Origin of the sequence: Marinobacter sp., assembly GCF_014859525.1 — a bacterium.
Lineage (GTDB): Bacteria > Pseudomonadota > Gammaproteobacteria > Pseudomonadales > Oleiphilaceae > Marinobacter.
On record NZ_JACUUB010000121.1, the window covers coordinates 1 to 5,102 of the forward strand.

Consider the following 5,102-nt stretch of genomic DNA (forward strand, 5'->3'; position numbering starts at 1 on the left):
CTGAACAATCCCTTGCAGGCGACGCGTTACCACAGCCTGGTGATCGACAAGAACACCCTGCCGGAGTGTCTGGAAGTCACCGCCTGGACCCGTAACGACGACGGCTCCATTGAAGAAATCATGGGCGTTCGCCATAAAACCCTGCAAATCGAAGGCGTGCAGTTCCACCCCGAGTCCATCATGACCGAACAGGGCCATGAACTGCTGCGCAACTTCCTGAGAACATAACAAGAGGCCACCGCCATGGACATGAAACAAGCCCTCAACCGCATCGCGTCTAACCTGGACTTGTCCCGGGACGAAATGAAAGATGTGATGCGCATCGTGATGAAAGGCGAAGCCACCGACGCCCAGATCGGCGCTTTCCTGATGGGCCTGCGCCTGAAAAGCGAAACCATTGACGAGATCACCGGTGCCACCGAAGTGATGCGGGAGCTGGCTACCGGCGTTACCGTTAACGCCGAACCCTTGGTCGACATCGTCGGCACCGGGGGCGATGGCGCCAACCTGTTCAACGTGTCCTCGGCTGCCTCTTTTGTGGTGGCCGCCGCCGGCGGGTTCGTGGCCAAGCATGGCAACCGTGGCGTGTCGTCCAAGAGCGGCAGCGCCGATCTGATCGAGAAAGCCGGCATCAATCTGAACATGAAGCCGGAGGAAGTGGCCCGCTGCGTAGAGCAGATCGGCGTCGGCTTCATGTTTGCGCCTGCCCACCATGGCGCCATGAAACACGCCATTGGCCCTCGCAGAGAACTGGGCTGTCGAACGATGTTCAATATCCTCGGCCCGATGACCAACCCGGCCGGCGTGAAGCGTCAATTGATCGGTGTCTTCTCGCGCGAACTGTGCCGGCCGATGGCGGAAGTGCTGCAACGGCTCGGCGCCGAGCACATCATGGTGGTGCATTCCAAAGACGGCCTGGATGAAATCAGCCTGGCATCGTCTACCCACGTGGCGGAGCTGAAAAACGGCGAAATCACCGAGTACGATCTGACGCCGGAAGACCTTGGCATCAAGAGCCAGTCGTTGGTAGGGCTGGACGTCGATTCCTCGGAAGAATCCCTGCAGCTGATCAAAGCCGCGTTTGGCCGCCAGCACGACGAAGTCACCGAGAAGGCCCGCGATCTGATCGCCCTGAACGCCGGCGCTGCCATCTACATTGCCGGCCTGGCCAGAACGCCCAAAGAAGGGGTCGACATGGCGCTGGATGCCATGGGCTCTGGTTTGGCGGCCGGCAAGATGTCGGAGCTGGCTGATTTTTCTCTGTGTTTTTGAGCTCGGCCTGTTTACTGCTGTGCCGGACGAGCCGGTGGGGTACTTCCCTTCCGAAACACGCCCGTGAATACGTCCCTGTAGGGCTTGGCTGCAGCCATCCATGGCTGCAGACAGTTTCGGAAGGGAAGTACCCCACCGGCTCTCGCAAACTTTATACGGGCCTGATATGACTGACCGACATTTAGACAAGACACCGACGATCCTTCGGAAAATCGTTGATCGGAAATGGGAAGAAATTGACGAGCGGAAACCGAAAGTTTCCATGGCGGACCTTAAAGCCATGGCGGGTGACCAAGCGCCGACACGCGGGTTTGCCAACGCGTTGCGCGCACGCATCGAGGCTCATCGCCCGGCGGTGATCGCCGAGATAAAGAAAGCGTCGCCCAGCAAAGGCATCCTTCGCGATCCGTTTGAACCGGAACGCATTGCCGAAAGCTACGAAAAAGGCGGTGCCACCTGCCTGTCGGTGCTCACCGACAAGGACTTCTTCCAGGGCCATGAGGACTACCTGAAAGCCGCCCGAGCCGCGTGCAGCCTGCCGGTGATTCGCAAAGACTTCATGGTAGCGCCCTATCAGGTGTATGAAAGCCGGGCCATTGGCGCGGACTGCATTCTGCTGATCGCCGCCTGCCTGACCAAAGACCAGATGCAGGAGCTTGAAGGCATTGCCCATGACATCGGGCTGGATGTGCTGGTGGAAGTGCATGACGGTGAAGAGTTAGACGATGCGCTTACTCTGACAACCCCGCTGGTGGGTATCAATAACCGCAATCTGCACAACTTCGAGGTGTCTCTCGACACCACGTTTGACCTGCACCGGCGCATTGGCCACGACCGGCTGACCATTACCGAGAGCGGCATCATGACCCGCGCTGATGTGGAAGCCATGACCAGCCGGGGCATCTACGGGTTTCTGGTGGGTGAGTCCTTCATGCGCGCGTCAGATCCCGGCGAAAAACTGCAGGAGATGTTCTTCTAGGACGGCTCCGCCAATGCCTCTTGTAACAAAGCCTGAAGGTGGTCTGGCAGATTGCCGGCCAGCTTCAGGGCTGCCTCGTGGCCACGGGGCGTCATCTTGCCCCAGGTGCGGCGCACGATGCGCAGCCATTTCTCTTTCTCGTAGTCCGGTTTTTCCTCGAAGAACTGCGCAAAGTAGCGCTCAAGAAACACCATGCACGCCACGTCTTCCAGCAACTGAGTGTCCTCATCCTCCCGCAGCTTGCGCTTGGTCAGAATCAACTCCACCCGCTCACATTCCTCGGGTGGGTAACCACATTCGGCCATGATCGCCGCGGCCCGCCGGCCATGCATCCGGCCGCAGGCCTGGCGCCACTGGTAATAGTTCTGCCTGCCCTCTCCATAATCGCTCCGGGGCATGGTCCAGCGCTCAATATGCTGGGCCCGGCAGGCAATCTGTATGCGCTCCGAAGGCGCCGGTTCCAATGCGAACAGCCAGCGGGTCATGTGCAGACTGTAAGCATATTCTCTGGGTAGCGACTCACCCTCTACCTGCTCCCGATTGGGGTCGGCAAGGTTTGACCGGTCAATGGCGGAGAGGGTACACCTCAGTCTGTCGCCTTCACTCATTATCCCTTTCCTTTACTGTAAACCGTCGATCATCACTCTCAGGCTGACGCCGAGGGCCGGGCCTTGATCCGTTCGAACCACGCCTGGAGGTTGGCGTGCTCAGGCTTGATCCGGATATTGACCACCCGGGCAAAGGCCATGGTGGTAAACGCATTGATATCCGCGGCAGTAAAGCGGTCGCAGCAGATGTATTCCTTGTCTTCCAGATGCGTGTTGAGGAAGTGCATGAACTTCTCCACACCCTGACCACACTCTTCACCCCATGCCTTAATCGGGGTCATCCGGTCCTTAAAGTAGCCGGTGGTATGCTGAAAGCACATGCCCGTGGGCATGAAGAAATAGAACTCCAGCCAGCGCAGCCACTGCTCCAACAGAGCTTTCTCAACGGGCGTTTCACCGAGCAGTTTTGGGGTATCCGGGTAGGCTTCTTCAAAGTAGCGGCAAATGGCCATGGTTTCCGCCACGCAGGTGCCGTCGTCCAGCTCCATAACCGGCACTTTCTTCATCGGGTTACGGGCAACGTATTCCGGTGTCAGGTTCTCGCCTTTTTCGATATCCACCTGCACAAATTCGGCCTTGTCCAGCAGGCCTTTCTCCGCCATGAACATGCGCACGCGGCGGGGATTTGGGGCAGACTTGGTCTCAAATATCTTCATCTTGTTATTGGCTCCAGTCAGGGTGGCGTTAAGACTTTGAGAGTGAACGGAAAAAAAGGTTGCGTCAAGCAACTGCTATTGCCCCGGCAACCAATCCTTGATTTGCTGGATGACCCAGGCAGGCTCATCCAGGGGCAAGTCATGGCCGGCATCCGGATGCAGCTTCAGGGTCCAGCACCAGCGACGCTCCAGCTCCTCACTGCACTGCCAGTGCACAATTCGGTCGCCTTTACTGGCTAACAGCAAGGCATCTGCCATCGGCGCTTTGGCCAAAGGTTTATAGCGGGCTGCCGCTTTCAACTGTCTGACCGTGTTTTGAAGCGACACCGGGCGCTGGCGTTGAATGCTGTACCAGGCTTTGCAAAGACTCAGGGGCAATTCCCGATTCGACGTCAACCTGAGGATGTCGCGCTCCCGGTGGAACAACTCACGCCGAGTCAGTAAGCGTACAACTCGGGGCCAGGCCCCCGGTTGCATTCGGTGCCAGGGCGGGCTGAAGCCTGAACTGGTGTTGATCAGAATCAGATGTTGCAGTTCACCATGCTCAGCATGCTGCGCCCAATCCAGAGCCACCATACCGCCCATCGACAGCGCCAGGATCGAATACGGGCGGGGGATGTGGTGAATTTGCTCCACGACCTTCTGGCGTATACCCGAAATGGTTGCCGGGCTGTCATCGCAATAATGAATGCCGGTGCCGGGCAGATCGACCAGATGGAATTGATCCTGCGCAAACGCAGCACGCAGCTGCTCTGTAAATCGGCCCCAGTGCGCGTGTTCCCGGGTCAGACCCCGAAGCAGTATCCAGTGCATATCATCGATTATCCCGGCGCCAATGTATGATGAACGGTGCTTTGAGCATGGGCCCCAGCGTACCGGAGGACAAGCCAGCGCCCTACACTCAGCCTCGACTACCGGTTACTGCTCTTCCGAATCGGACCGAAAAGCGGTTATGGTGTCGCCGGCTGCTGTCCGCAACAATAGCTCACCGTGGCGACCGATCCGGCCATCAATCACCTCCGACATCAGCTCCAGAAACCGGCGTTCCTGTTCCATCAACGCCGGCGCACAGGCCATCATGGTGGTTGCCTGATCACCAAAGTACAGGCCCTCTCCCGTTAACTGGTAGCTGCCCATAAACCGGTTACAGGAAGCCCGGCCGGCCACCCGGTTATCCGCCAGAAACTCCACTGTGATTCTGGAGCGATCGATCATGCCGGTTCCGGCCAGGTCTTCAACCACCCACTCCGCGCCCCGGAACAAACGCTCCCGATCACCCCCGCAACCGAGGTAGGTATCGTCATCGATGGTCAGCCGAACCTGAGCAGGATACTGGGCGCCCGCCATGTTGTCTTCGCACAACTGATGGGCAACACGAAACTCCAGTGCCTGACCGTTATACCGAGCCTCGTAGGCGCGGCCGTGGCGGTTAGCCAACGTCTCGGTCAGCATAATGTTGTCCGTCACCTCTTGGTTATAGAGGCGGCTCAGCGTCATTTGATTTTGCTCTATATGGACCGACCAGAAGGGTTCTGTCCCAATCGCCCGAAACGACGTTTCGATAGCCCCGGGCTCAAGGCACTCAGG

7 protein-coding genes are annotated in these 5,102 nt (G+C 58.4%); 3 read left to right on the forward strand and 4 right to left on the reverse strand.

Annotation, left to right across the window (positions count from 1 at the left end; all coding sequences use genetic code 11):
* From IBX51_RS14220 to trpC, 3 genes are all read left to right on the forward strand, one after another.
* Positions 1-228: gamma-glutamyl-gamma-aminobutyrate hydrolase family protein (locus IBX51_RS14220; protein WP_291831958.1), on the forward strand; the 228-nt coding region annotated here is incomplete at its 5' end.
* A 15-nt stretch (positions 229-243) separates the two neighbouring features.
* Positions 244-1,272: an anthranilate phosphoribosyltransferase gene (trpD, locus tag IBX51_RS14225; RefSeq protein WP_291831959.1), complete on the forward strand. Its 1,029-nt coding sequence runs from the start codon at positions 244-246 to the stop codon at positions 1,270-1,272.
* A gap of 166 nt (positions 1,273-1,438) precedes the next feature.
* Positions 1,439-2,251, forward strand: a complete 813-nt coding sequence (gene trpC / locus IBX51_RS14230; RefSeq protein WP_291831960.1) for an indole-3-glycerol phosphate synthase TrpC — start codon at positions 1,439-1,441, stop codon at positions 2,249-2,251.
* On the opposite strand, the gene IBX51_RS14235 is transcribed toward trpC, so the two are convergent.
* The 4 genes from IBX51_RS14235 to IBX51_RS14250 all read right to left on the reverse strand — a co-directional run.
* Positions 2,248-2,859, reverse strand: a complete 612-nt coding sequence (locus IBX51_RS14235) for a DUF4202 domain-containing protein (protein WP_291831961.1) — start codon at positions 2,857-2,859, stop codon at positions 2,248-2,250. The two genes, trpC and IBX51_RS14235, sit on opposite strands and share 4 nt — an antisense overlap.
* A gap of 38 nt (positions 2,860-2,897) precedes the next feature.
* Positions 2,898-3,515 carry a glutathione S-transferase family protein gene (locus tag IBX51_RS14240; protein WP_291831962.1) on the reverse strand — a complete coding sequence of 206 codons (618 nt, stop codon included), beginning with the start codon at positions 3,513-3,515 and terminating at the stop codon, positions 2,898-2,900.
* 75 nt (positions 3,516-3,590) lie between these two features.
* Positions 3,591-4,328, reverse strand: coding sequence for an alpha/beta hydrolase (locus tag IBX51_RS14245; RefSeq protein ID WP_291831963.1), 738 nt, complete (start codon positions 4,326-4,328; stop codon positions 3,591-3,593).
* 105 nt (positions 4,329-4,433) lie between these two features.
* A partial coding sequence (locus tag IBX51_RS14250; RefSeq protein WP_291831964.1) for an META domain-containing protein occupies positions 4,434-5,102 on the reverse strand: 669 nt, incomplete at its 5' end.